Source organism: Campylobacter sp. RM16190 (genome assembly GCF_012978835.1).
Lineage (GTDB): Bacteria > Campylobacterota > Campylobacteria > Campylobacterales > Campylobacteraceae > Campylobacter_A.
On record NZ_LIWS01000003.1, the window covers coordinates 117,085 to 139,990 of the forward strand.

Consider the following 22,906-nt stretch of genomic DNA (forward strand, 5'->3'; position numbering starts at 1 on the left):
TTTTTATTGCTTTAAGCATCCAAGCTTTTTTAAAGCCCAAGATATATTTTTCTGAATCTTTAAATAAGGGATCTGCTCAAGTCCCGCCTTAACAATAACCACATAAACACCGTCTTCAAGCTCATTATGAATTTGATTAAAAACTGCTCGCAATAGCCTTTTACAACGATTACGAACCACAGCTTTACCAACTTTTTTGCTAGCTACTATAGCTAGTTTAGGCTCGTTTGAAGGTTTATAAAATATGGTACAACAGTCGCAATACCACTTGTTCGCCTCTTTATAAACCGTCAAAAATTCCTTTGATTCGCTTATGGAACCAAATTTACTTAAGCCGCCAATCTTCTTCTACCTTTTGCACGTCTTGCGTTTATAACCTTACGTCCATTTTTTGTTTTCATTCTTTGGCGAAAACCATGAGTGCGTTTTTTAGGCGTTTTATGAGGCTGATAAGTCCTTTTCATAACTTTTTCCTTTTGTTAAATTTTATGATAAAGTCGTGATTTTAACAACAAATTACTTAAAATCCATTGAATAAAATTTATAAAGCTCATAAGAGATAATCAAAATAAAAATTTTCTAAAATAGGCTTTTAAAAATTTTATTTAGTTTTAACTGGCAATTTGATAATATTTTTTAATGATTTATGCAAACGAAATTGAAATTTTAAGACAACTTCACTATCTAAAGGCATTTGGGTATAGATATATAAATCCATCTTTTGGATTACATATAAAAAATAATGTTTCAAACGATATAAAAGAGCTTGAAGAGCAGATTAAAAACTGTAACTTATGCGAGCTTTGCAAGAGCAGAAATAACGCTTTAGTGGGAAGTGGAAGATTGGATTCCAAGATAATGTTTATAAGCGAAGCGCCAAGCGTTAGTGAGGATATAAGCGGAAAGTTTTTAGAAGGCTCTATTGGAGAGAAATTTTGCAAATTAATATATGAAATTTTAGGCTTTAACAGGCATGAATTTTACATGACAAGCATAATAAAGTGTAAAATTCACCAAAACAACTTAGCCATAAATCTTAGCTACGAACTTTGTAAGCCATATTTAATGTCTCAAATAGATATAATTTCACCAAAGATTATAGTCGCTCTTGGCGAAAACGTATTTTTAAATTTAATCAATAATTTGGAGCGAACAAATAGCTTTGAATCCATCAGAGGAAATGTTTTAAGATTTAAAAATTCCTATCTTATGGCCACTTATTCGCCAGCATGGGTGCTAAAAAATCCAAGCAAAGAGCAGGCCTTGATAGATGATTTAAATAGAATAAAAGGGTTATTATGAAAAAAATTCTTTTGGTTTTTTTAATTATACAAATTTCACTTTTTGCCAGAAGCGATAAGCTTTCAGATATTCCGCCGGCATATGAAATTTACATAAATTTAGAACCATTTAAATGCGATGATGTATGTCTTTTAAATTTAATTAAAGATGGTCTTTTGCATAGCTTTTTGGCAAGATATGAAAGAAGTGACAATGCAGAAGTTATTCAAGCTTTTAGAACTATCAAAGGAGAGATATCAACCGAGAAAGTATTTATACCAAGCGCTAATGCAGAGTTTAAAATCGCTATTATAATACCCCAAGATAGTATCAAAAGCTACGCCGCAGTAGTATCAAATTCTGCTATCGCATACATGATAAGACAAAATGCGAATATAGATATTAAATTTTACAACATCGGTAACGAATCTACGGATAGTATAAGCGATGCCTTAACAAGAGCCAAAGCTGAAAACATAAGCTATCTGATAACTCCATTTACTCAAGTTGGAGTAGCGCATCTAAATAATCTGTTAGAAGATTCTATGCTCGCTTATATACCTACACTCCACTCTTCAACTCTGCCTAATTTAAAAGTAAATTTGATATTTGGCGGGATTGATTACAAAGAGCAGATTGCAAGACTTTTGGATTTTTCAAATGGCAAAAATGCTGCATTTTCGGACGGTAGCCTATTAGGAAGCACATTAAATAAATACTCAGAAGAGCTTAGTGGAGGTCTTGTATATCAAAACGAAATAGGAAATCAAACCGATCTTAAAAATTTCGTAGATAGAAACAGCAAGATAAACGAAGCTTCAATATTTTTAAATATTCCTATTTTAAAAACATCGCTATTAAGCTCGCAACTTAGAGTATATGATATAAATGCAACCAATCTATTAAGCACGCAGATAAACTATACTCCAAGCATATTTAAACTAACCCAACCGCAGGATAGAGAATTAATTTATATAGCAAATTCTCTCTCCGCCGTAGATAGTAGCCTTGATTCAAATAATAAAATTTTAGGACAAGATATCAACTTTAACTGGGTCGGCTACTCCACAAGCGTAGGAATGGACTACATCTATACCGCCTACTTAAATCAAAACGCACAAAAGCTATTTAGCGAGCGAATAGAAAATTCTCAAGTGATTTACAATACAAAAATTTTAAAAGCAGGCGAATCAAGCTTTATTCAAGCAGACGCGACGAGATAAACTCAAGCATCTGCTCGCTCATCTTCGCCATGCCCTTTTCGTTCATAAAAGCTACTGTCACATCGGCTTCAAAGAGCAGTTCAGGCTCGCACTTGCTCTTTAAATTTCCGACTTTATAAATTTGCTGATTAATAACAATAGAAACTTTTTTAACCTGCACGGCTTTGCTTCTAACCTCAATCATATCACCAAGTGTCGCGGGCTTTTTAAATTTGGCGTGAATTTCACTTACTACGAAATAGCCATCCTTACTAAACGGCTCTAAATCGGAGTTAAAAAACGCCTCGCTCCTTGCTCTTTCGCAAAATTTGATGTAGTTAGCGTGATAGACTATGCCTGCCGCGTCGGTATCTTCGTAGTAAATTCTAAATTTCATGTATTGCCTTTAGAAAATTCTAGATATTTAATAGTCTTCATAAATAATAGAACTTAATTTTAAACCATAAAAAAATTAATAAGATTTAAGCTCTTTTAATCTTACCCATGCTATCAGTTGGAGCACGAAAGAAGCCAAAATAAACAAATATCCTATGCCAAAGACCAAAGTTAAATATCCTGCAACCAAGAGCCAAAAACTATATATAAAAAACGGATCTCCGCTTAGTTTAGTAAGCTCTTTATAGTATTTAATTCCCACTATAAAGCCATATACAAATAAAACTAAGCCAATAGCTATCGGTATAAATCCTATACTGCTTCCATTAACTCCAAAAGCTATAGCAGGAATAATAGCAAAAATAACAATCATATAACCCGCCAACAAACATACACTCATCAAAATATAATTTTTAAGTATTGTATTGCTTCCTGTAACTTTTTTGATAGAAATCAAAGCAAACACCATAGCTACTATAGAAACAATACTAAACATAAAACCTATTGTAGGAACTGAGGATAAGATGCCCGTGGCTATGCTTATATAAACCTTTAATTTTATAGATTTTATATCATCTTGCTTTAACACATCAAGACTAAATTGAGTTTTTGTGATATATATCTCTTTTGCAAAACCGTCAACTATTTCAAAATCAACTTCTGCACCTATTAAAGAATCAATAGGTTTATTGTTTAAATTCTTAACATCTTCGACATCAAATCGATATCTAACGCCATCTTTTGCAGATATAATTCCGACATCTAAAATTTTACCTTGCATTTTCATCCCCTTGAGCTTAAAATTTATATAATTATATTAACAGATAATAAATTTCAAATTAATATTTATACTAAGTATTTTTTTTAATTTTTAGATCGCACCTTGCGCCACGCGTTACCATTAAAGATTGCTCATAAAAGATCAAAAGCGTCACAGAAACGCCCACTCCAAGCGCAAGAGAAACCGCAACGGTGGTTAGCGCATTATCAAAAAAGAGCATTAGGTAAGTGATCTTTTGGGAAACTTCACTGCTATTAGTAAAAGAAAACAGAGCCAAAATACTCTTGTAAGCGTAAATTCCCGGCACCATCGGTAAAAGCGCGGGAAAAGCTATGATCTCGGCAGGCACTTTTAATTTGCGTGCAAAAAATATCCCTAAAATTCCAACCAAAAAAGAGGCAAAAAGAGTCGCAATTGAGATAGAAAAAATTTCGCTCTTTAGCATCATAAACCTACTTGCATGAGCAAGTGCGGCAAGTGTCGCGGAGTAGATCAAAGTTCGCTTCGGAGGAGAGCTTGCATAAGCAAAGCCAAGCCCGGCAATCGCCGCAAAGAACGCATCCGTAAGAGTTAAAAAAATGAGATCAAACATTTAAAAGCTCTATATTTGAAATGGCAATCGTCATATAAACGCCTATTGCGATACAGATTATCAAAAGTCCGGTGTTTAGCCCTCTACTAATGCCAACGAGCGTGTTTTCGTTAAGTATGTCAAATACCGAATTTATAAGCAAAACGCCCGGCATCAAAAACAAAATGCTCGATCCAATCGCCACGTCAGGCGTATTTGAAACTCCAAGATAAACTCCAAGATAAGCGATAAAAGACGAGATAAAAGAGACTATTATGTATTGAATTTTTAAATTTATGCCAAATTTACTAAACAGATGTCTTAGATAAAATCCGATAAAAGTAGCCACAAAAACACTTGCCATCGAGCCTATATCTCCACCAAAGAGCTTGCAAAAAGCCGAATTTGCAAAACTCATCAAGATAAGTGATACGCCGAAATTTCGCTTAGTGTGGCTTATGATCTCATTAAAAAAGCTTCTTGCTCTTTTAAGCGAAATTTGCTCGTCATAAATTTGCCAGCTAAGAGCGCTCAGCTCGGATATGAGGTTAAAGCTGATAGGCATTGTAGCACTTGATTTTACGTATGTTCGGCGGATAGAATTATCATTTGGATCCATCACGCTTATAGTAAAGTGCTTTACAAAGATAGTAAGGCTCACGTCGTATCCGTAAGCGCGCGCTATCCTGCTTACGCAGCGATCTATGCGAGCCGTGTAAGTGCCTATGCTTAGCATCTTTGCCGCGTAGTCGATCAAAAAATCGGTCACCTCTTGGATATCGGGCTTTTCTTGCATAAATTTGCCTTAAGCCTCTTTTGCACGTGGAAATTTGATAAAAAAGAGCAAAAGCTGAGCAACCATCATCACTTTCATCACAAGCTCGCTTGCCTTATGCATCTGAAAAAACTCAGGCGTCGTGGTTCCTGCTTCACCCAAAGCCTGCGCGTTTAGCACGTAAGGGGTAAAATAAAAGACAAAAGATGTAGCTAGAGCAAAATTTATAAGCGCGAGCATAAAAGAGCTGAATTTTAGAGCAAACTTAACGTCGCTTCTAAGCATAAAAAGCTCGTAAACAAGTGCCAAAATCGCAACCACGATTAAAACGTAGTTAAATTTTACAAATATATTTGTCATCAAAAGTCCGCTTTGAAAATGTGTCAAAACGCCATCTCCTATGATACTCTGCGGATAAAAAAGTGTAGGCGCGATAAAAGCTCCTATTGAGATTTCTATGCCGATTAGAGCCGCTAAAAGCAAAAGATATAAACCTTTCATATTTTTCCTTTAAATTTGATATTTAAATTTGGCGACAAATCCCCTGTCAAAACCCGCCAAATCCTTATAAAATTTAGCCTCAAATCGGTTTATCTCAAGGGCTTTTGCCATACTTTCTTTTTGATCGTAACCCATCTCGCAAACGAGATTTTTTATATTACGGTTTCTTGCTTGCAAGATGATGTTTTTTAAAATTTCATCGCCGTTTTTACCGCCAAATAGCGCCTCATGCGGCTCATTTAGCACGAATTTGCTAAGCTTATAGCCGTCTGCTATATAAGGCGGATTTGAAACGACTAGATCAAATTCGCCACAAGCCTCGTCCATATAGGCGCAATGAATAAAATTTATGCGCTTTTCTACACCGAATTTAACGGCATTTTTATGCGCTAGCTTTAAAGCTTTTTCGTTTATATCGGTCGCCGTTATCAAGGCGTTTGAATTAAGTGCCAAGCATACACTTACAATCCCGCTTCCAACGCCTATCTCGCAAACTTTTGGAGCGTTAAATTCGCGTAAAATTTCAAGCGATTTTTCAACCAAGATTTCAGTCTCGGGACGAGGGATTAAAACTCCATTTTCAACTAAAAATTCAAGTCCGTAAAAGCCTGCTTTGCCCGTTATATACTCAAGCGGCTCGCAAGAGGCAAACCTATCAATAAGGGCAAAATACTCATCCTTATCCTGAAGCTCTTTGCTTAAATTTAAAAACACCCACTCTATGCTCACACCAAGATGATGCATAAGCAGGATTTTAGCAACTCTTGCGGGATTATCACATAAAGATGAAATTTGAGCGCTCGCCTCTTTTAGCGCCTCATCTATTCTCATTTTTTAGCTCATTTATACGCTCATAAAGGCTAGGATGCGAGTGATAGATAAAAGCATAAGCAGGATGCGCTTTAGGAAACGCCCTATTTTCACTAGCCAGCTTCTTAAGCGCACTTATCATGTCATCTTTACTCTTTACGCTTGCACCGAATTTATCCGCGCCAAACTCGTTCTTTCTGCTTACTGCCGAGATAACCGGGCTAAAAACGAAGCTAAAAATCGGCGAGAAAAGAAGTATAAATACGATTATCGCTCCGCCCTCTTTCTCAAGCCCAAGCGCGTTATATGCAGACGCAGGGATATTTCCAAACAGCGCAAACATCGCAAGCAGCATCACGGCACTAAGAGCTATCATCTTAAATAGATCCTTATGCTTAAAGTGTCCTAGTTCATGACCCAAAACGGCGATTATCTCATCTAGGCTAAGCTTTTTTATAAGCGTGTCAAAAAGCACCACGCGCTTTGTCGCTCCAAGTCCGCCAAAGTAAGCATTTAGCCTGTTATCTCGCTTGCTTGCGTCCATACTAAATACACCGCTACTTTTAAATCCGCAACTATCAAGCAGTCCTTCTATAGAGCTTTTAAGCTCACCTTCTTCAAGAGGTTGCATCTTGTTAAAAAGAGGCGCGATTATAGTCGGATAGATCAAATTTATCATTAAAACTATCACAAAGCTAAGAGAAAAAGCCCATAACCACCAAAGCTCGCCCAAAAAATCGATACAAAGCAAGATAAGCCAGACAAAAAGCGAGCCGAAAACAAGAGTTAAGGCAAGAGCTTTTAAAGTATCCATTATAAAAATTTTTGGAGTCGTGTTTGAAAATCCGTGCTTTTTATCCTTGACAAAGGTTTCATATACGCCAAACGGCAACTCAAGAATAGAGGATATGATTATAAAGCTCATCACAAAGATGATATTTTCGCTTACAGAGCCACCTTTAAGCGTGATATCTGCTAAAAATTTAAGCCCCCAAAACGCCCAGATCATAAATATACCCAAATGATAAACAAGGCTTGCTATCTGAAATTTTTGGTTTGCGATAGCTATTTTAGCCGCACTTTTATACTCTTCCTCGCTAAGCACGACAGCTTTAGCCTTACTCTCTTTAGCTATAAAATTTATCTGCAAAAACGCCAGATAAATTTTAACCAAAGTGTATATAAAAAATATAGTTATTAAAAGATTAAACATCTATTTCCTTATTATAAATTATAAATTTTGCAAAATACTATCAAAATTTAGTAAATCATTTCAAAAAATTGTCGTAAAAACTGCTTGCAAAAACGATCAAAATCACAAACGGAATTATATATTTTACATACAAAAACCATAAGTTGATTATCTTTTTGTGATTTTCGCTTCCTTGTAAAATTTCAGCCTTCGCCTCATCCTTTAAAACCCAGCCGACAAATATCGCACAAAGTAAAGACGTAAGCACGAAAAATATCGTCGCACTTATGGCGTCATAAGCATCAAAGATATTTTTACCGAAAATTTTTACTTCGCTTAGCAAATTCGTAGCCATTAAAGAAGGTAAATTTCCAAGCACAAAAATAGCCGCTAGCACTATCAAAATCGCTTTTTTGCGATCTATTTTCATCTTTTCTTGAAGTGTGGTTATAAGCACTTCATAAATAGGAAGCGAAGTAGTAAGAGCCGCTATCATAAGCAATGTAAAAAACGTAACCGCAAAAACGCCTCCAAACGGCATGTGCGAAAATACTATCGGAAGGCTTTTAAACACAAGGCTTGGCCCGCTATCAGGCGTTACTCCGAAGCTAAAAAGCGAAGGAAATATCATAAAGCCCGCAAGCACGGCTATAACGGTGTTTAAAATTCCAGTTATAACCGAAATTTTAACCAGCGCCTCGTCTTTTTTAACAAAGCTAGAAAGCGTTATCATCACGCCAAATCCAAGCGAAAGCGCAAAAAACACCTGCCCAAGTACATCTATAAAAAGCTTCATGCTGATCTTTGAAAAATCAGGCGTGAGATAAAATTTAGTCCCTTCCATAGCTCCTTCAAGAGTTATGTTTTTAACCACCATTGTAATCATAAGCAAAAAGAGTATCGGCATGAGATACTTAGCCGCCTTTTCGATCCCTTCAACCGCGCCTTGAGTTAAGATGATGTAATTTACCATAACAAAAACCAAGGTAGCAAAGCCGACTGCAAAAGGATTATTTACGATATTTTGCTCATAAAACGCACTTGTCGTGGCAAAATCAACAACTTTTGCAAGATCAAGCGACCCAAATAAAATTTGCGCTATATAATTTAGCACCCAGCCGCCTATAACCATATAATAAGCCATTATCCCAAAGGCTCCCGCCAAGCTCATATAGCCTGCCAATCGCCAAATTTTGGCTATCTTTTTACTGTTTACAACACCGCTAAAAGAGTCTATGACATTTACTTTAAGGCGCCTTCCGATAGCGTTTTCAACTAAGATCATCGGAATTCCTATGACGATCATAGCTATACAAAAGGTAAGCACATACGCCCCGCCTCCGTTTTGACCGACCAGATAAGGAAACCGCCAAGTCGCGCCAAAACCGACCGTAGCGCCCGCAATAGCAAGTATATAAGTAAGTCTTGAACTCCAAGATCCTCTTTTCATAAATCATCCTTCAAAAAAAGGGTGATTATATAAAAATTTACTTAAATTTAAGCCTACACGCCTCTAATGGTATGCAAAAACTGCATGTGTTTGCGGTACTGCTCGACGATATCGTTTATGATAGTAGCCTCGCTCCAGCCGAGTATATCATAGTCTTGTCCGCCCTCTTTTAAAAACACTTCGGCTCTGTAATACAAATCATCCCCTTCAAGAGCTCTGGTGTAATCATGGCTTTCCATTCTAACCAGCTTTACTCCGTAGCTAAAGTCCATCTCATCGCCAAGCCCTACGATCAAATTTATAAAATTTCGCTTTTCGTCCTTTGAAATTTTAGCTTTCAGCCCGTTTTGTTCAAATTCGACCCTAACTTCTTCAAAGACTTTTTCGATAACCTCGCTTATAAATTTGTCCGCGTTTTTCTTGTTTGGTAGCGATATGATCGTTTTTAACCTCTCTTGCCAAGTTTTAGACATCTCAGAAACGGGCATGTTGGCTAAATTTCTACTTTGTTTTTTTATAAGATCTACCCTAAGAGCCTGAAAAAGCCCGTAAATAGCTACTAAAAGCGCAATAGTAAAAGGAAGTGCGGAAGCTATAGTCATAGCTTGAAGCGAAGCTAGTCCTCCACCAAGCATAAGAAAACAAGACACAACGCCAATCGCCGCTCCCCAGAAAATTTTCTGCCAAAGAGGAGTGTTGTCTTTGCCGTTTGAACAAAGCATATTCATAATCATCGCCGCAGAGTCAGCCGAAGTAATGAAAAATATCGCGATCATAATCACGGCTATAGTGCCAAGCAGACTTGAAAATTTAAAGCTATCTAAAAACATAAAAAGAGCCGATGCGGTGTTTGAATTTGCAGCTTCGGCGAGCTCGCTAAATCCGTTTTGAACAAGAGTTATAGCGCTGTTTCCAAAGAAAGTCATCCACATAAAGGTAAATCCCGTAGGCACCAAAAGTGCTCCTACGACAAACTCTCTTATCGTTCTGCCCTTTGAAATCCTAGCGATAAAAAGCCCTACAAAAGGCGACCAAGAGAGCCACCATGCCCAGTAAAGAAGCGTCCAACCGCCAAGCCAAGAGCTGTTTGCTTTTTGATACGCGTAGAGGTTAAAGGTATTTGAGATAAGCGTGGATACGTAGTTGCCGCTATTTTGCACGAGCCTTTGAAGAAGATCGGTGGTATTTCCTAAAAACAATATAAAAAGCATAAATATAATAGCCATAATGATGTTTGAATTTGAAAGAATTTTTATACCCTTATCCACTCCGCTTGCGGCTGAAACTGTAGCTAGCAGACACAATATAACAAGCAAAGTTATATGCATACTAGGAGCTCCAAATACGTGAGTAAGTCCTGCATTTACCTGCACGACTCCATATCCAAGAGAGGTAGCCACTCCAAAAAGTGTCGCAACCACTGCAAAAACGTCTATCACATCTCCGATTTTGCCGTAAATTCGCTCGCCTATAAGCGGATAAAAAGCCGATCTAAGAGTAAGAGGCAGATTGTGTCTATACGCAAAAAATGCAAGTATAAGCGCGACGATGGCATAAGTAGCCCAAGCACCCACACCCCAGTGAAAGAAAGTGATATTCATAGCAAGCTTGGCAGCCTCCATGCTTTTAGGCTCTCCGACTGGTGGGTTAAGATAGTGCATAAGCGGCTCGCTAACGCCAAAAAACACAAGCCCTATACCCATACCTGCAGCAAAGAGCATGCCAAACCAAGATAAATTCGCATATTCGGGCTTTGAGTGATCGGCTCCTAGTTTTATATCTCCAAATTTGCTAAATCCAAGCATAATAACACAAAGCACGATAATGGCGATAGCAAGCACATAAAACCAACCGAATTTGATAGTGATGAAATCCTGCATGGATTTAAAAAATTCGCTTGATCCCTCAGGAAAAACAACAGAAAAAATAGCAATCATAAATATGATAAATACCGATGGATAAAATACGGATGTGTTAAATTTCGAGTTTTTTATAAAGGTCATAAATCTCCTTGTTTATTTTAAGCTTGCTTTTAACTTACTTGAATTTTGTAAATAAGTCAAATAAATTATAAATGTAAAGCGTATTAAATCCTTAAATTTAGGGAAAGTAACAGCCAAATTTCATTCCGCTAAATTTTGATAAAGAGTTTTATAAAGTATTTTTAGAAGCAATGCAAATTTGAATTTGTATAAATTTCCAAATTTTGCTTTTAGGCTCTATTTTTGGGATATAAATTAAATTTAGCGGCTTTAAATTTCAATCCTTAGATTTGTAAAATTTGAAATTTTTAAAATTCTAATCAATATTTTTTATTATTTAAGAAATATTTTATTTTAAATAAGTATAATTCCGAAATAATAAATTTTATTAAAAGGAAAAAATTATGAGACAACTAACAACTACTTCGGGCAATCCAATCGCCGACAACCAAAACTCGCTAACTGCAGGTGCTCGTGGCGGCGTTATGATGCAAGATTATCAACTAATCGAAAAACTTGCTCACCAAAACAGAGAGAGAATCCCTGAAAGAACGGTTCACGCTAAAGGTAGCGGTGCATACGGCGTACTTGAGATAACTAACGACATATCTAAATATACAAAAGCTAAAGTTCTTCAAAAAGGCGAGAAAACAAAGCTATTTTTACGCTTTTCGACAGTTGCAGGCGAAGCCGGAGCTGCTGATGCAGAGCGCGACGTAAGAGGATTTGCGATCAAATTTTATACAAAAGAAGGCAACTGGGACTTAGTAGGAAACAACACACCTATATTTTTCTTAAGAGATGCTTACAAATTCCCTGATTTCATCCACTCTCAAAAGAGAGATCCTCGCACACACCTACGCTCAAACGAAGCAGCATGGGATTTTTGGAGCTTAAGCCCTGAAACGCTTCACCAAGTAACGATCCTAATGAGCGATAGAGGAATTCCTGCAAGCTACAGAACTATGCACGGATTTGGAAGCCACACTTATAGCCTAATCAACAAAGACGGCGAGAGATTTTGGGTAAAATTCCACTTCAAATCACGCCAAGGAATTAAAAATTTAACCAATAAAGAAGCGGCCGATATCGTTGCAAACGACAGAGAAAGCCACCAAAGAGACTTATATGAAAATATAGAAAAAGGCAATTTCCCAAGCTGGGATTTCAAGATCCAAATAATGACTGACGAGCAAGCTAAAAAGCTACCTTTCAGCCCGTTTGACTTAACAAAAACATGGTCTCATAAAGATTTTCCACTGATTGAAGTAGGTGTTATGACTCTAAATGAAAACCCTAAAAACTACTTCAACGAGGTTGAGCAAGCGGCATTTAGCCCGTCAAATATAGTTCCTGGCATAAGCTTTAGCCCTGATAAGATGCTTCAAGCTAGAATTTTCAGCTATCCTGACGCTCAAAGATACAGAATCGGAACTCACTACGCACAGCTTAAAGTTAATCAACCTATAAACGAGATAGGTACTTATACAGTTGGCGGCGCTATGAATAACGGCATGTACGAGATCGAAGACAAGGCTTACTATGAGCCAAACAGCTTTGGCGGTGCTAAAGAAAACGCTGATTTCCTAGAGCCTGACATGCAGCTTGAAGGCGTGATGAAAAGATATAACCACAGAGATGAGGATAGCGATTATTACAGCCAACCAAGAGATTTGTTTAACCTAATGAACGACTGCCAAAAATCTCAGCTATTTAACAATATAGCAGAGAGTATGTGCGGAGTAAGCGACTTCATAGTTGAGCGCGCACTTGGACATTTTGAGAAAATTTCACCAGCTTATGCAGCAGGCGTTAAAGCCGCACTTAAGAAATAAGTTATGAGTGATAGAAATTTAGAGATTAGCAAAGAAGAAGAGGCAAGGTATAACGAACTTTGCCTCATGGCGCTCGATTTTGCTAGAAAAGACGAAGTAAGCGAGCTTGAAAAGATGATCAAGGCTGGACTAAATGTGAATTTAAAATCCTCTAAAGGCGATACGCTCCTCATGCTTGCAAGCTACAATAACTCCATAAATACCGTAAAAATGCTAATAGCAAACGGCGCACAGGTAGATGAGCGAAACGACAGAGGTCAAACTCCTCTTGCAGGAGCTGCGTTTAAGGGATATTTAGACGTAGTAAAAGCTCTGGTTGAAGCAGGTGCGGACATAAACGCAAACAACGGAATGGGCGCAACGCCTCATACCTTTGCCGTGATGTTTGGTAGAAGCGAAGTCGCAAAATATCTACTAGCCGCAAATAAAAAGCCAAGTTTGCTAGCTAAGATAAGTTCAAATTTGCTATCTCTTTTTAGCAAGAAGGCTTCATAGTATTCCAAATTTAAGAGAGCTTCGGCTCTCTTAAATTTTTATTTACTTAAAAACCCATATTATAAAACATTTTTAAAGATTAGATAAAAATATAATATTTATAATAAGATTGTGTAATTTTAGTAAATTTTCATATTCTTTTTACATAGTTAATACTATTTTATAAAATTTTAAAGATCATTTTAATTATAATCTCTCTAAATTCTAAGCAAAAGGAGATTGTATGAACTCTTTGGTCTTGATGTTTATAGGCTTTGCAGCCTTTATAGCTGGATTTTTTATATACTCGAAATTTATAGCCGAAAAGATACTAAGGCTTGATCCAAATTTCAAAACCCCTTCACATGAATTTGAAGATGGGGTAGATTACGTTCCTACGAATAAATTTGTATTATGGGGACATCACTTTACCTCTGTTGCCGGTGCTGCACCTATTGTAGGGCCTGCTATTGCCGTTATTTGGGGCTGGGCGCCTGCATTTTTATGGGTTATACTAGGAACGGTGTTCTTCGCAGGAGTTCATGATATGAGTGCAATTTGGGCAAGCGTGAGAAATAAAGGCTACTCAATAGGTACGATTTCAGGTCAAATTCTAAGCAAACGTGCTAGAAGCCTTATGATGGTAGTTATATTCTTACTTTTACTTATGGTCAATGCCGTATTTGCCGTTGTAATCGCAGGTATGATGATAAAAACTCCATCAGCAGTAGTTCCGGTATGGGGTGCTTTGGTGGTTGCATTTTTTATAGGACAGGCGATATACAAATTTAAATTAAATTTGCCTTTGGTTTCTTTAGTAGGTGTTATTGCGCTATATTTTCTGATATATATAGGACCTAGTATGCCGGTATCTTTACCAGACAATGTGCTTGGACTAGATGCCAATGCCGCTTGGATCGTGATTTTGTTTATCTATGCGGCAGTTGCTTCCATGCTTCCTGTATGGATGCTACTTCAACCAAGAGATTATATAAACGGTCTTCAGCTATTTGTGGGGCTTATAGCTCTTTATGTATCTTTTGTTATAGTATCACCTGATATAGTTGCTCCGGCATTTAATTCAAATTTACCTGCTGGAACTCCATCTATGTTCCCTCTACTTTTTGTAACTATAGCTTGTGGTGCGATTTCAGGATTTCATGGCTTAGTCTCAACAGGAACTACGGCAAAACAAATAAAGAGCGAACCTGATGCTAGATTTGTAGGATACTTCGGAGCCATAGGAGAAGGATTACTAGCACTCGCCGCCATCCTTGCAGTAACTGCTGGTTTTGCTAGCCTATCTGAGTGGGAGGCTGTATATAGCGCATTTGGCAAGGGCGGAATAGGAGCATTTATAGACGGCGGAGGAAAAATTATGAGTATGGGTATAGGGCTGAGTCCTGAACTCTCGGCTACTATGCTAACCGTTATGGCTGCTCTATTTGCAGGAACCACTATGGATACCGGAGTTAGACTTCAAAGATATATATTTCAAGAGTGGGGAGAGGTATATAATCTAAATATATTAAAAAATGGAAATGTGGCTACGCTTTTTGCAGTAGGCTCATGTCTGCTTCTTGCATTTGGAGCTGGTGGAGCTGACGGCAAAGGTGGTATGATAATATGGCCTTTATTTGGTACTACAAACCAACTAATGGCAGGACTTACTCTGCTAATTATCACAGTTATGGTAATGAGACAAAAAAGCGCTATAAGATACACTCTGATACCTTTAGTATTCTTGCTTTTTGTTACAATAGCGGGACTACTATTGCAGCTTGTAAGTTTTTACAATAAAGGAAATTGGCTACTAATCTTCCTTGATTGTATTATCTTAATAGCTACTATCATGGTGTGTTTAGAGAGCTTTGCTATCCTCAAGAAGGAATTTGTAAAACAATGATAGAGAAGATAAAATCTTTTTTAGAAGGGCTTGACGAATACTATCAAGCCCCTTACAGAAGTGCACTAACAAAGAGTTATCAAGAAGAAAATGATTTTTTTATGCTTATGGCTTTTGCTGAAAGCCTTGGCGTCCAAAACCCTGCAAGTTTCTATACTATAGAACTTTTACCGTTTTTATTAGAAGAATTTCACGCATGGCATAAAAGAATGGGCATGCAACACTCTCCAATAGAGCATTTTGGATGTTGCTAGAATCTATCACGCCTATAATCTTTGTCGGTGGAAAAGGCGGAGTAGGAAAAACCACCATATCTTCATCCATAGCTTCAAAGCTAGCAAATTTAGGTAAAAAAACACTAATTATCTCAACGGATCCGGCTCATAGCCTATCTGACGCGCTAAATGTAAAACTTAGCAGCAAAATAGTAAATGTAAGCTCAAATTTAGACGCTCTTGAGCTTAATCCTGATGAAATAGTAAATGAGCATTTTAAAAACATAGAGGATACCTTAAAAAGCTACGCGAAGCCGGAGATGTTTCCAAAGATAAAAGAGCATTTAGAGCTTTCAAAAGAGACTCCGGGAGCCCAAGAAGCTGCACTTTTAGAAAAAATTTGCTCTCTTTTAGTGCAGAGAAAAGATTATGAGCATATAGTCTTTGATACCGCACCCACAGGACATACCATTAGACTTCTAGCCATGCCTAGCGTAATGTCGGCTTGGACAGAGGGGCTAATGAAGCATCAAAAAAAGCGCGATGAGGTGACGGACGCAGCAAAAGTATTTTGGAAAAATAAACCAGAATATGAATTTAATCCATTTGCACCAAGTAAAGAGATGAGATGGAAAAAAGCCGTAGCAAAACTAGAAGAACGAAAGAGTCTATTTCTAAAAGCAAATGAGATTTTACAAGATAAAAATTTAACATCCATATATCTTGTGATGATACCAGAGACCCTGCCTCTTTATGAGACTCTAAGAGCATATGAGACTCTTAAAAAATTTGCTATTAATGTAGGCGGAATTTTTATAAATCAAATAATACCTCAAGAACAAAATAGTGAGTTTTGGCAAAATAGGGTTAATAGACAGAGTGAAATTTTATCTCAACTAAACAAAAATCTTCCAAATGCAAAAAAGATACATGTAAAGCTAAGTTCAAACGATCTTAGAGGTATAAAAGAGCTTAAAAATATAAATTTTGAGTTTTAAAAGGATTAGCCGCGCCTATATGGCACGGCTAAGATTTATTACCAGTCAGTTGGATCTAACGGCTCGTTTGGAGTAAAGCTACATTCGTTGCCTTTGCATTTTACAGCTGCATCTATATATAGCCCTTTTTGAAAGCCTCCCTTTTTAGCCTTTCCGTAAGCCTCAAGAGAGCGTCCGCCTGCTGAGCAGTGGAATATCACATATGTATCAGGAATTTTTGACAAGAATGTCTTTGTATCATTCTCTTCAATAGATACATGTAAAGAGCCAGGTACAAATCCAGCAGCTCTCTCTTCGCTTCTTCTTACGTCAACTATTGTTACGCCTGCTGGAAGTTTTTTGTAGTTTTCTACAAACCACGCTCCATCTACAGAGCCCTCGTCTAGTCCTTTTTTAACAGGTCCCATAAACGGTTTGCTTAGTTTTGTTACAGCTCCGCCTGCAGCAACCTTCTCTTCTCCACCTTTAGTAGTTTTAAGTCCCGCTTGTTTCCATGCAGGAAGGCCTGCTGAGTAGTTAGAAACCTTTGTATATCCTAGAGAGACTAGTTTTTGAGCTACTACGTGAGATTTTTTACAATCATATCCTTGGCAGAATGTTATGATAGGTGTATTTTTATCAGTTGGAAAGCGTCCCATAAGAGTAGGAATATCTGTATCGTTTACAGATATGGCTCCAGGTATAGACTCGGCTAAAAATTTAGCATATGGTCTAGCATCTATCAAGAATGCACCGTTAGCATCAAATGCATTTTTAACTACAGATGTACCAACCTCTATATAATCTTTTTTAGACCACTCAGGATATCCAGCTTGATATAGTTTTACATTTTTATATCCAGCCTCTTTTAACATTGCCGCTACTTTAGGACTCTTTGCGCAATCCCAGCCTTGGCAAAATACTATTATCTCTTTATCTTTTGGAGTGCCATCTATTCTCTTTACGTGATCTTTAAAGTCCGTATCGTGAATTTGAATACTAGAAGGTATTGTTCCAGCGTTATAGTGCCTGTCAGGTCTTGCATCTATAAACAAAGCCTCGGTCGCACCTCTCATACCGCTACCTAGTTTGCTTCTAGTATATTTATAATCAACTACTTCAAGCTTATGCTTGTTTATTAAAGATTGAACAGCCTCTGTAGGCTTAGTCGCTATAGCTTGTGCGGCTACAGAAGATGACATACTCGATGTGCCAGTTGCGCAACCGGTTAATAATAAAGCCGCACCGAGTATAATAGCACCAACAAATTTTAAACGCATATATTCTCCTTTTTTAAAATAATATTTTTATGTTTTACTTTATTTAAATTCTTCCCGGAAGCATTCCGTGATATATCATTGGTTTCATTAGGTAAACTTTAAGTAACCACATTAGCCAACGCTCCTGCGTAGGATCAAGCGGGAATGAAGGCGCAGGCTTGCCAGACCAGTCAAATTCCGCAAACATAACAGTGCCTATGCTTGTTATAAACGGACAAACAGTGTATCCGTCATAAGCTGCAGGCAGTTTATCTTTTTTCTCCATTACGGCTATTAAATTATCAACAACAACATGGTATTGTTTTCTAGCGCTTCCACCTGTCTTTCCTAAAGGAACGGCAGCGCAATCTCCTATCGCAAATACATTTGGATATTTTATATGCTGAAGCGTCTCTTTATGGGCAGGAACCCAACTAGCAGGTGAACCTAGTGGAGATTTGCCTACCGCATCGGGGGCTTTTTGAGGCGGTACTATATGTAGGAAATCAAATTTCTTAGTGATTCTCTCACTTTTTTTGATCATCTCATACTCTTCTAAATCTTTATCCCACTCGCCTTTTTCCATCCATGTCTTCTCAAGAGTTGCAACTCTATTTTCAGTATCAACGGCAACAAGCCTTGTTTTAAAATCCCACTTAAAATCACGCTCTTTATACTGTTTTTCAATAGCCTCGGCATATTCTGGAACGCTAAATAATTTATCGCTATTTGTATAAAATAGCATCTCTACCTTATCTCTAACTCCAGCTTTTTTGATTAGATCGTGAGCGATATACATTATTTTTTTAGGAGCGCCACCACATTTAATGGCTGTAGGAGAGTCTGTAAATATAAGCTGCAGCTTCTCGCCTCCTTTGATTTCTTTAGCTTTTTTTATGATATCCTGGATTCCTTCATAAGTATCCACGGAACCATCTGCAAAATAAAGAGAATATACACCATTTTTACCTATTTTTTTGCGAACAACATCGCTATTGCCCAGAGTTGTTATCTCGCCTTCCAATCCTTCAATAGCACCATAATTAAGAGTAACACCCATAGCCACAACAAGATAGTCGTATGAAACTTCACTACCATCTTCTAAAATTACTTTATTGTTATCCGGATCAAAATTTTTAGCAGCTTTTTGTATCCACTTAGCGTCTTTTGGTATATAATCTTTTGTCTGATATATAATATCTTCTTTCTTATAAACACCTGCGGAAATAAGAGTCTGTCCAGCCTGATAAGATACCGAAATAGGATTAGGCTCTATAATAGTTACGTCTGGATTCTTTAGCTTTTTGCAAAGCTTTGCAGCCGTAGCAATTCCCGACAATCCACCTCCAACTATTACGATTTTACCTGTTGCAGAAGAAGCTTCGGCATTGGTAGGGGCTACCGTATTTGCAAACACACCAGCAGCTACAGGGGATATCGCTATAAGTTTCATCGCATCACGACGACTTATCTTATGACCCTCTTTCTCAAGTTCTTCAAGAACCTCATCAATAATCTTGTTTGAGTCCATAAAGCGCTCCTTTGAGTTAATATTTATTTTAAATTTTTATATTTTAAAATTTTAGATTACACTAATATTTTAAGAAAGTATAAAATTGTATCATTATGTTATTTGATTAATATGTGATATAGTCACATATTATTTACCAAATATTAAGATATGATTTCATACTCAAAAATTTAAGTTTTTATCTTAGAATAAACAACTAAAATATATTTAAGGAGAAAATATGTTCTTAAACAAAAAAACATCAGCTTCAATGCTAACAAAGTTTGCATCCATAGCATTTGCCGCACTAGTTAGTCTAGGCTTAACAGTAAGTAGCGCTTCAGCCGATCATGCGCGCGGACAAAAGCTATATCTTAAATTTATGAAAGACGCTACGGGCATTAAAGGCGACGCTTTTGCCGCTCAGCACACTATAGCCGAGTGGAAAGCTCTTTGCGAAAACGGCGCAGAAGGACTTATAAAAGAGTATTCACAAAAATATCCAGGCGCAGCAGAGTTTTTACAAGGATCGCAGTTTAAGAAATTTCAGCCTGATATCTGCGATTTTGTGATCCATTACGCAAAAGATAGCGGCAACGTTCCTTCTTGCTGATTTAAATTTAAAGGAGCGAATTTAAGCTCCTTTTACTGCCTATTACTTTATAATACACACAATAATATCAAATCAATTTATAATATTAAACATCAAAGGAGCATCAAATGAAATTAACAAAATTTACGGCTACTTGCTTATTGGCATTAGGTTTTCTAAGCTTAAATTTAAGTGCTAAAGACACGTATGATTATACGACTGATATGGCGATAGCAAATAGCATTATCAATCCTAAAATTTTGGAGGATGACATTAAAAATTTACAAAAAAAATGTGCAACTGAAGATAACGAAGACTATTGTTTAGCAGCAGAAAGAAATAAAGTCATCTTAAATAAAGGCGATTTTGAGAAATTTTACACAAAGACAGTGCCTGAGTATTGCTATAAAAAGAAGGTGATGGGTGCTTGCAAAATTATAGCTACTGACTTGATAGCTGCCAAGTTATACAGAGAAACAGATGAGCATTATGTTATAAAAGCGGCAAAAGAGATTATAGCCGATAAAGAGGCTACTAATATGCTTAAATTTGGCTGCGAGAAATTAAGCGATAAAGGACAATGCACTTATCTATCTTTAATGTATGCCGAATTAGGCGATATGGACAACGCTAAAAAATACGGCGCACTAAAGAAAAAGGCTACTAAAGGTCATAGAGAGTTTGATGCGATAGGAATTGATGGTTACAGGTGGGGTAATCATTATTATATCTATAAAGAAAAAATGTATGGTAGCGGAAGATGAAACTTTCTCTCTCCCTGATAATATCGGCTCTTATGGTATCGGCTGCTTTAGTGGCTGATACCTCTTTTAAAGAGAGCGTCTATCTTGAAGCTAAAATGCTTGATGAAAGATTTAACATAGACAAAGATATTATCTTGGCTTACGCAAAGACGGAAACTGATTTTCAGCCGTATGTTATAGCCCTAAAAACCAAAAACCCTGATTTTACGCATTGGGTATTTCAACAAGTGGGCTATAAAGCAAAAAAGAGTAAAAATTTACCCTATGTCAGTGTTTTTCCGGCTGATGTTAAGAGCGCGGAATTTTTATATGATTTTATGATAATGAATAAAAAGGCGTTAGAAATAATTGACTATGACTTTGGACTAATGCAGCTTAATACAAGAACGATTGCAGGCTACGGAATAGACCAAGCAGGAGAAAAGGAGTTATATCTGGACTATAAAAAGAATATGCTTTATGGTGCAGATATAATTTAAGATACTTTAAATTTAACTATCCAAATTTTCAGCAATTTCTAAAACTTCAAAATACTCTTCTTCTAAAATTTCAAGCTCTTTTTTGGCAGCTTCAAGCTCTTCATAAAGCTTTGTTAGTCCTATCTTTTGATAGACATTTGGATCGCTAAGTCCTTCGTTTAACTTTGAAATTTGAGCCTCTAAGGTAGCGATCTTATCAGGGTGATTTTGCAAAATTTGATTTTCTTTATAGCTTAATTTTCTACTCTTGCTCTTTTGTTTTTCAGCTAAATTTTCACTATCCGCACTCATCTGAGCTTCAAATTTATCAAGCTCGTTAAGCTCGTCTTCAAGCTCAAGATAGACGCTGTATTCTTGGTGCACAACTTCGATTTTAGTGCCCTCAAAAGCCCAAAGCTTGGATGAAATTTTATCCACAAAATACCTATCGTGACTAACTAGCAAGATAGCGCCTTCAAAGCTTTGCAAGTAGTCTTCTAAGATATTTATAGTAGCTATATCAAGGTCGTTTGTCGGCTCATCAAGCACGAGCACATCATATTCGCCTGTAAAAAGTAGCGCTAACGCGACGCGGTTTTTCTCGCCGCCGCTTAGCACGCCGATAGGCTTATCCAAAAACTCCTTTGGAAACAAAAAATTTTTAAGATAGCCGTAAACGTGCATATTTCGACCGCGCACCTGCACTCTATCGCCACCGTTTGGGCAAAAGACTTCGATCAGGCTCTTTTCATCGCTTAGAGCACTTCTTGCCTGATCAAAGTAGCCGATCCTAACATCACCGCGCTTTATCTCGCCGCCGCTTTGCTTTTCTAGTCCAAGCAAAATTTTAAGCAAGGTGCTCTTGCCACTTCCGTTTCGTCCGACTATAGCTATGCGCTCGCCTTGCAAAACCCTAGCGTCAAATTTCTCAAACAGCACCTTATCGCCAACACTTTTACCTAAATTTTTAATCTCAAACAGCATTTTCTTGCGGTTTGTCGAGTGAGCTTGGTTAAAGTTTTTACTCGCTCGCTCAAGCTCAAGCCTTACTCTTCGTATGACGCCCGGGTTTTTCTTAGCCTCTTCGCGCATCTGCATGACACGCTCTTTGCGCCCTTCGTTGCGTTTTAGCCTTGCTTTTACACCTCGTCTTAGCCACTCCTCTTCGCTTTTAAGCTGTTTTAGCAAAGTCTCGTGAGATTTGGCCAAAGAGAGTAAAATTTCCTCTTTTTTGGCTAGGTAGTTAGCATATCCGCCCTCAAAACTACGAAGCTTGCCATCCTCAACCTCAACGCTTCTAGTCGCCAAAGCATCGATAAAATAGCGATCGTGGCTTATAAATACGATAGTTTGCTTTGAGCTTTTAAGCATCTCTTCAAGAAAGCGCACCATATATACATCAAGGTGGTTTGTCGGCTCATCAAGCAATAGCACGTCAGGCTTTTTAAGTATGAGCGCACCTAGTGCCACGCGGCGAATCTCTCCTCCGCTAAGGCTTGAAACCGCCCTATCTTCATACTCTTTTAACTTAAATTCGACCAAAACCTGCTCGATCTTTCGCTCAATCTGCCAGCCGTCTTTTGCCTCGATAAATTTTATAAGCTCATCTTGTCTAGCATGAAGCTCTTTGTCATTTGGTCTATTTGCAAGCTTTTCAAGAACCGCTGCATATTCCTCTCTAGCGTCAAATATCTCTTTAAGCTCCAAATTTAGCGTCTCTTTTACGCTTGCGCCTTCGCTGAAATTTGGATTTTGCGCAAGCATTTGCACAGATATTGCGTTTTGCACCACTCTTCTGCCCGTATCAGGCTCGACTAGACCGCCTATAAGCTTCATAAGCGTGCTTTTACCACTTCCGTTTTTACCTATGATAGCGATTATCTCGCGCTCATTTACGCTAAAATTTACCTGATTTAATATCTCGTTTGGACCAAATTTTTTACTTACATCTATTAGATCGACTAACGCCACAAAA

General features: G+C 37.4%; 24 protein-coding genes. 10 read left to right on the forward strand and 14 right to left on the reverse strand.

The features are described from left to right. Positions 1-3: 3 nt before the first annotated feature. Positions 4-342 carry a ribonuclease P protein component gene (gene rnpA / locus CDOM16190_RS04410; protein ID WP_169974041.1) on the reverse strand — a complete coding sequence of 113 codons (339 nt, stop codon included), beginning with the start codon at positions 340-342 and terminating at the stop codon, positions 4-6. Next, the gene (gene rpmH / locus CDOM16190_RS04415; RefSeq protein WP_170019046.1) at positions 330-464 is read right to left on the reverse strand and encodes a 50S ribosomal protein L34; all 135 of its coding nucleotides are present in this window, start codon (positions 462-464) and stop codon (positions 330-332) included. Before rpmH ends, rnpA begins: the two co-directional genes overlap by 13 nt. Positions 465-639: 175 nt before the next feature. Between rpmH and CDOM16190_RS04420 the strand changes: the two genes are divergently transcribed. Both CDOM16190_RS04420 and CDOM16190_RS04425 read left to right on the forward strand, forming a co-directional pair. Then, positions 640-1,302 carry a uracil-DNA glycosylase gene (locus CDOM16190_RS04420; RefSeq protein ID WP_170019047.1) on the forward strand — a complete coding sequence of 221 codons (663 nt, stop codon included), beginning with the start codon at positions 640-642 and terminating at the stop codon, positions 1,300-1,302. After that, the gene (locus CDOM16190_RS04425; protein WP_170019048.1) at positions 1,299-2,504 is read left to right on the forward strand and encodes a hypothetical protein; all 1,206 of its coding nucleotides are present in this window, start codon (positions 1,299-1,301) and stop codon (positions 2,502-2,504) included. The genes CDOM16190_RS04420 and CDOM16190_RS04425 overlap by 4 nt, the downstream gene beginning before the upstream one ends. Here the strand turns inward: CDOM16190_RS04425 and CDOM16190_RS04430 are convergent. The 9 genes from CDOM16190_RS04430 to CDOM16190_RS04470 all read right to left on the reverse strand — a co-directional run bounded on the left by CDOM16190_RS04430 (position 2,479) and on the right by CDOM16190_RS04470 (position 10,962). Continuing rightward, entirely contained in the window at positions 2,479-2,880 is a 402-nt protein-coding gene (locus CDOM16190_RS04430) for a YbgC/FadM family acyl-CoA thioesterase (RefSeq protein ID WP_170019049.1), read from the reverse strand. The genes CDOM16190_RS04425 and CDOM16190_RS04430 overlap by 26 nt on opposite strands. A 75-nt stretch (positions 2,881-2,955) precedes the next feature. Beyond that, entirely contained in the window at positions 2,956-3,660 is a 705-nt protein-coding gene (locus CDOM16190_RS04435) for a hypothetical protein (protein WP_170019050.1), read from the reverse strand. A gap of 70 nt (positions 3,661-3,730) precedes the next feature. Next, a complete protein-coding gene (locus CDOM16190_RS04440; RefSeq protein WP_170019051.1) occupies positions 3,731-4,252 on the reverse strand; it encodes a threonine/serine exporter family protein in 522 nt (173 codons plus the stop codon). Next, a complete protein-coding gene (locus CDOM16190_RS04445; protein ID WP_169973813.1) occupies positions 4,245-5,027 on the reverse strand; it encodes a threonine/serine exporter family protein in 783 nt (260 codons plus the stop codon). Before CDOM16190_RS04445 ends, CDOM16190_RS04440 begins: the two co-directional genes overlap by 8 nt. Before the next feature lie 9 nt (positions 5,028-5,036). Continuing rightward, positions 5,037-5,507 carry a DUF4149 domain-containing protein gene (locus CDOM16190_RS04450; RefSeq protein WP_170019052.1) on the reverse strand — a complete coding sequence of 157 codons (471 nt, stop codon included), beginning with the start codon at positions 5,505-5,507 and terminating at the stop codon, positions 5,037-5,039. A 9-nt stretch (positions 5,508-5,516) separates the two neighbouring features. Beyond that, positions 5,517-6,338: a peptide chain release factor N(5)-glutamine methyltransferase gene (gene prmC, locus CDOM16190_RS04455; RefSeq protein WP_170000704.1), complete on the reverse strand. Its 822-nt coding sequence runs from the start codon at positions 6,336-6,338 to the stop codon at positions 5,517-5,519. After that, complete coding sequence (locus tag CDOM16190_RS04460; protein WP_169973806.1) at positions 6,325-7,530, reverse strand: M48 family metallopeptidase; 1,206 nt, start codon at positions 7,528-7,530, stop codon at positions 6,325-6,327. Before CDOM16190_RS04460 ends, prmC begins: the two co-directional genes overlap by 14 nt. Positions 7,531-7,585: 55 nt before the next feature. After that, positions 7,586-8,959 carry a sodium-dependent transporter gene (locus CDOM16190_RS04465; protein ID WP_170019053.1) on the reverse strand — a complete coding sequence of 458 codons (1,374 nt, stop codon included), beginning with the start codon at positions 8,957-8,959 and terminating at the stop codon, positions 7,586-7,588. A gap of 53 nt (positions 8,960-9,012) precedes the next feature. After that, complete coding sequence (locus tag CDOM16190_RS04470; protein ID WP_170019054.1) at positions 9,013-10,962, reverse strand: BCCT family transporter; 1,950 nt, start codon at positions 10,960-10,962, stop codon at positions 9,013-9,015. 383 nt (positions 10,963-11,345) lie between these two features. Between CDOM16190_RS04470 and CDOM16190_RS04475 the strand changes: the two genes are divergently transcribed. The 5 genes from CDOM16190_RS04475 to CDOM16190_RS04495 all read left to right on the forward strand — a co-directional run bounded on the left by CDOM16190_RS04475 (position 11,346) and on the right by CDOM16190_RS04495 (position 16,369). Then, positions 11,346-12,776, forward strand: a complete 1,431-nt coding sequence (locus CDOM16190_RS04475; protein ID WP_170019055.1) for a catalase — start codon at positions 11,346-11,348, stop codon at positions 12,774-12,776. 3 nt (positions 12,777-12,779) lie between these two features. Next, positions 12,780-13,271, forward strand: a complete 492-nt coding sequence (locus CDOM16190_RS04480; RefSeq protein WP_170019056.1) for an ankyrin repeat domain-containing protein — start codon at positions 12,780-12,782, stop codon at positions 13,269-13,271. Positions 13,272-13,494: 223 nt separating this feature from the next. Next, on the forward strand, positions 13,495-15,156 hold the full coding sequence (locus CDOM16190_RS04485) for a carbon starvation CstA family protein (RefSeq protein WP_170019057.1): 1,662 nt from the start codon (positions 13,495-13,497) through the stop codon (positions 15,154-15,156). Continuing rightward, positions 15,153-15,410, forward strand: a complete 258-nt coding sequence (locus tag CDOM16190_RS04490; RefSeq protein ID WP_170019058.1) for a cory-CC-star protein — start codon at positions 15,153-15,155, stop codon at positions 15,408-15,410. Before CDOM16190_RS04485 ends, CDOM16190_RS04490 begins: the two co-directional genes overlap by 4 nt. Next, on the forward strand, positions 15,401-16,369 hold the full coding sequence (locus tag CDOM16190_RS04495; protein ID WP_170019059.1) for an ArsA family ATPase: 969 nt from the start codon (positions 15,401-15,403) through the stop codon (positions 16,367-16,369). The genes CDOM16190_RS04490 and CDOM16190_RS04495 overlap by 10 nt, the downstream gene beginning before the upstream one ends. Before the next feature lie 38 nt (positions 16,370-16,407). Here the strand turns inward: CDOM16190_RS04495 and CDOM16190_RS04500 are convergent, their stop codons facing one another. Further along, positions 16,408-17,628 carry a rhodanese-like domain-containing protein gene (locus CDOM16190_RS04500; RefSeq protein ID WP_170019060.1) on the reverse strand — a complete coding sequence of 407 codons (1,221 nt, stop codon included), beginning with the start codon at positions 17,626-17,628 and terminating at the stop codon, positions 16,408-16,410. Positions 17,629-17,671: 43 nt separating this feature from the next. Continuing rightward, positions 17,672-19,138: an NAD(P)/FAD-dependent oxidoreductase gene (locus CDOM16190_RS04505; RefSeq protein WP_170019061.1), complete on the reverse strand. Its 1,467-nt coding sequence runs from the start codon at positions 19,136-19,138 to the stop codon at positions 17,672-17,674. 220 nt (positions 19,139-19,358) lie between these two features. Here CDOM16190_RS04505 and CDOM16190_RS04510 point away from each other — a divergent pair, with 220 nt between their 5' ends. The 3 genes from CDOM16190_RS04510 (at position 19,359) to CDOM16190_RS04520 (ending at position 20,952) form a co-directional block, all read left to right on the forward strand. Beyond that, the gene (locus CDOM16190_RS04510) at positions 19,359-19,730 is read left to right on the forward strand and encodes a hypothetical protein (RefSeq protein WP_170019062.1); all 372 of its coding nucleotides are present in this window, start codon (positions 19,359-19,361) and stop codon (positions 19,728-19,730) included. 107 nt (positions 19,731-19,837) lie between these two features. Further along, positions 19,838-20,473, forward strand: a complete 636-nt coding sequence (locus tag CDOM16190_RS04515; RefSeq protein ID WP_170019063.1) for a hypothetical protein — start codon at positions 19,838-19,840, stop codon at positions 20,471-20,473. Beyond that, positions 20,470-20,952, forward strand: a complete 483-nt coding sequence (locus CDOM16190_RS04520; protein WP_170019064.1) for a transglycosylase SLT domain-containing protein — start codon at positions 20,470-20,472, stop codon at positions 20,950-20,952. Before CDOM16190_RS04515 ends, CDOM16190_RS04520 begins: the two co-directional genes overlap by 4 nt. Positions 20,953-20,964: 12 nt before the next feature. Here CDOM16190_RS04520 and abc-f read toward each other — a convergent pair whose 3' ends face one another. Then, complete coding sequence (abc-f, locus tag CDOM16190_RS04525; protein WP_170019065.1) at positions 20,965-22,902, reverse strand: ribosomal protection-like ABC-F family protein; 1,938 nt, start codon at positions 22,900-22,902, stop codon at positions 20,965-20,967. Positions 22,903-22,906 lie beyond the last annotated feature (4 nt).

Coding starts and splice junctions, on each gene's coding strand:
- rpmH (WP_170019046.1), bottom strand. CDS start 464: ATGAAAAGGACTTATCAGCCTCATAAAACGCCTAAAAAACGCACTCAT.
- CDOM16190_RS04420 (WP_170019047.1), top strand. CDS start 640: ATGATTTATGCAAACGAAATTGAAATTTTAAGACAACTTCACTATCTA.
- CDOM16190_RS04425 (WP_170019048.1), top strand. CDS start 1,299: ATGAAAAAAATTCTTTTGGTTTTTTTAATTATACAAATTTCACTTTTT.
- CDOM16190_RS04430 (WP_170019049.1), bottom strand. CDS start 2,880: ATGAAATTTAGAATTTACTACGAAGATACCGACGCGGCAGGCATAGTC.
- CDOM16190_RS04435 (WP_170019050.1), bottom strand. CDS start 3,660: ATGCAAGGTAAAATTTTAGATGTCGGAATTATATCTGCAAAAGATGGC.
- CDOM16190_RS04440 (WP_170019051.1), bottom strand. CDS start 4,252: ATGTTTGATCTCATTTTTTTAACTCTTACGGATGCGTTCTTTGCGGCG.
- CDOM16190_RS04445 (WP_169973813.1), bottom strand. CDS start 5,027: ATGCAAGAAAAGCCCGATATCCAAGAGGTGACCGATTTTTTGATCGAC.
- CDOM16190_RS04450 (WP_170019052.1), bottom strand. CDS start 5,507: ATGAAAGGTTTATATCTTTTGCTTTTAGCGGCTCTAATCGGCATAGAA.
- prmC (WP_170000704.1), bottom strand. CDS start 6,338: ATGAGAATAGATGAGGCGCTAAAAGAGGCGAGCGCTCAAATTTCATCT.
- CDOM16190_RS04460 (WP_169973806.1), bottom strand. CDS start 7,530: ATGTTTAATCTTTTAATAACTATATTTTTTATATACACTTTGGTTAAA.
- CDOM16190_RS04465 (WP_170019053.1), bottom strand. CDS start 8,959: ATGAAAAGAGGATCTTGGAGTTCAAGACTTACTTATATACTTGCTATT.
- CDOM16190_RS04470 (WP_170019054.1), bottom strand. CDS start 10,962: ATGACCTTTATAAAAAACTCGAAATTTAACACATCCGTATTTTATCCA.
- CDOM16190_RS04475 (WP_170019055.1), top strand. CDS start 11,346: ATGAGACAACTAACAACTACTTCGGGCAATCCAATCGCCGACAACCAA.
- CDOM16190_RS04480 (WP_170019056.1), top strand. CDS start 12,780: ATGAGTGATAGAAATTTAGAGATTAGCAAAGAAGAAGAGGCAAGGTAT.
- CDOM16190_RS04485 (WP_170019057.1), top strand. CDS start 13,495: ATGAACTCTTTGGTCTTGATGTTTATAGGCTTTGCAGCCTTTATAGCT.
- CDOM16190_RS04490 (WP_170019058.1), top strand. CDS start 15,153: ATGATAGAGAAGATAAAATCTTTTTTAGAAGGGCTTGACGAATACTAT.
- CDOM16190_RS04495 (WP_170019059.1), top strand. CDS start 15,401: ATGTTGCTAGAATCTATCACGCCTATAATCTTTGTCGGTGGAAAAGGC.
- CDOM16190_RS04500 (WP_170019060.1), bottom strand. CDS start 17,628: ATGCGTTTAAAATTTGTTGGTGCTATTATACTCGGTGCGGCTTTATTA.
- CDOM16190_RS04505 (WP_170019061.1), bottom strand. CDS start 19,138: ATGGACTCAAACAAGATTATTGATGAGGTTCTTGAAGAACTTGAGAAA.
- CDOM16190_RS04510 (WP_170019062.1), top strand. CDS start 19,359: ATGTTCTTAAACAAAAAAACATCAGCTTCAATGCTAACAAAGTTTGCA.
- CDOM16190_RS04515 (WP_170019063.1), top strand. CDS start 19,838: ATGAAATTAACAAAATTTACGGCTACTTGCTTATTGGCATTAGGTTTT.
- CDOM16190_RS04520 (WP_170019064.1), top strand. CDS start 20,470: ATGAAACTTTCTCTCTCCCTGATAATATCGGCTCTTATGGTATCGGCT.